Genomic DNA, 536 nt, shown 5'->3' with positions numbered 1-536 from the left:
CTATAAGCCACTCTAAGGCTAAAAATTCTATAAGCAAAATGTGTCTTATCATAAAGCTGAGTTAATGATTCTAGCATAGATTTTAAGGCATTATTTGCATTTAAATCATTTAAAGAATCATCCTTGCTTATAGCTTCAAAATTAATATCTAAAAATTCATCTGCCTTATAAAACTTAGTAGCTATGACACTAGCCTTTCTATCTTCATAAGCACTGGGAGTAAAATAAAATTCATCAAGCCCATCAAATGCTGTGATAATAGCTAAGCTAGGTAGGCTAAAATCAATATGAGCCTCTAAGTCTTCTTTGAATTTTATCTTAGAATTTGTCATCTTTGCTGCTTGAATTTTAAGTGTATTTTCTTGTTTGGTGCAAATGACAGCAAAGCCTTTATCGCTAAATACCCCACTCATACATAAATCTTGCATTATAGGATAATCTTCATTGTATTTTTTTAATCCCCTTGCACTTGGTAAGATTAAAGCAATTTGAGTGCAAGGATTAGCAATTCCAGCAATGCTATTAGGACAGTTTAA

Annotated in this window: 1 pseudogene; it reads right to left on the bottom strand. The window is 31.5% G+C overall.

The window, feature by feature from the left end:
• Positions 1 to 536, bottom strand: a pseudogene (locus DMC01_RS12755) (ADP-dependent glucokinase/phosphofructokinase); the annotation flags it as partial.

Origin of the sequence: Campylobacter troglodytis, assembly GCF_006864425.1 — a bacterium.
In the GTDB taxonomy this organism is placed as follows: domain Bacteria; phylum Campylobacterota; class Campylobacteria; order Campylobacterales; family Campylobacteraceae; genus Campylobacter_D; species Campylobacter_D troglodytis.
The sequence above is the reverse complement of the archived record's forward strand: the minus strand, read 5'-3'. Positions and strand labels throughout refer to the sequence as shown.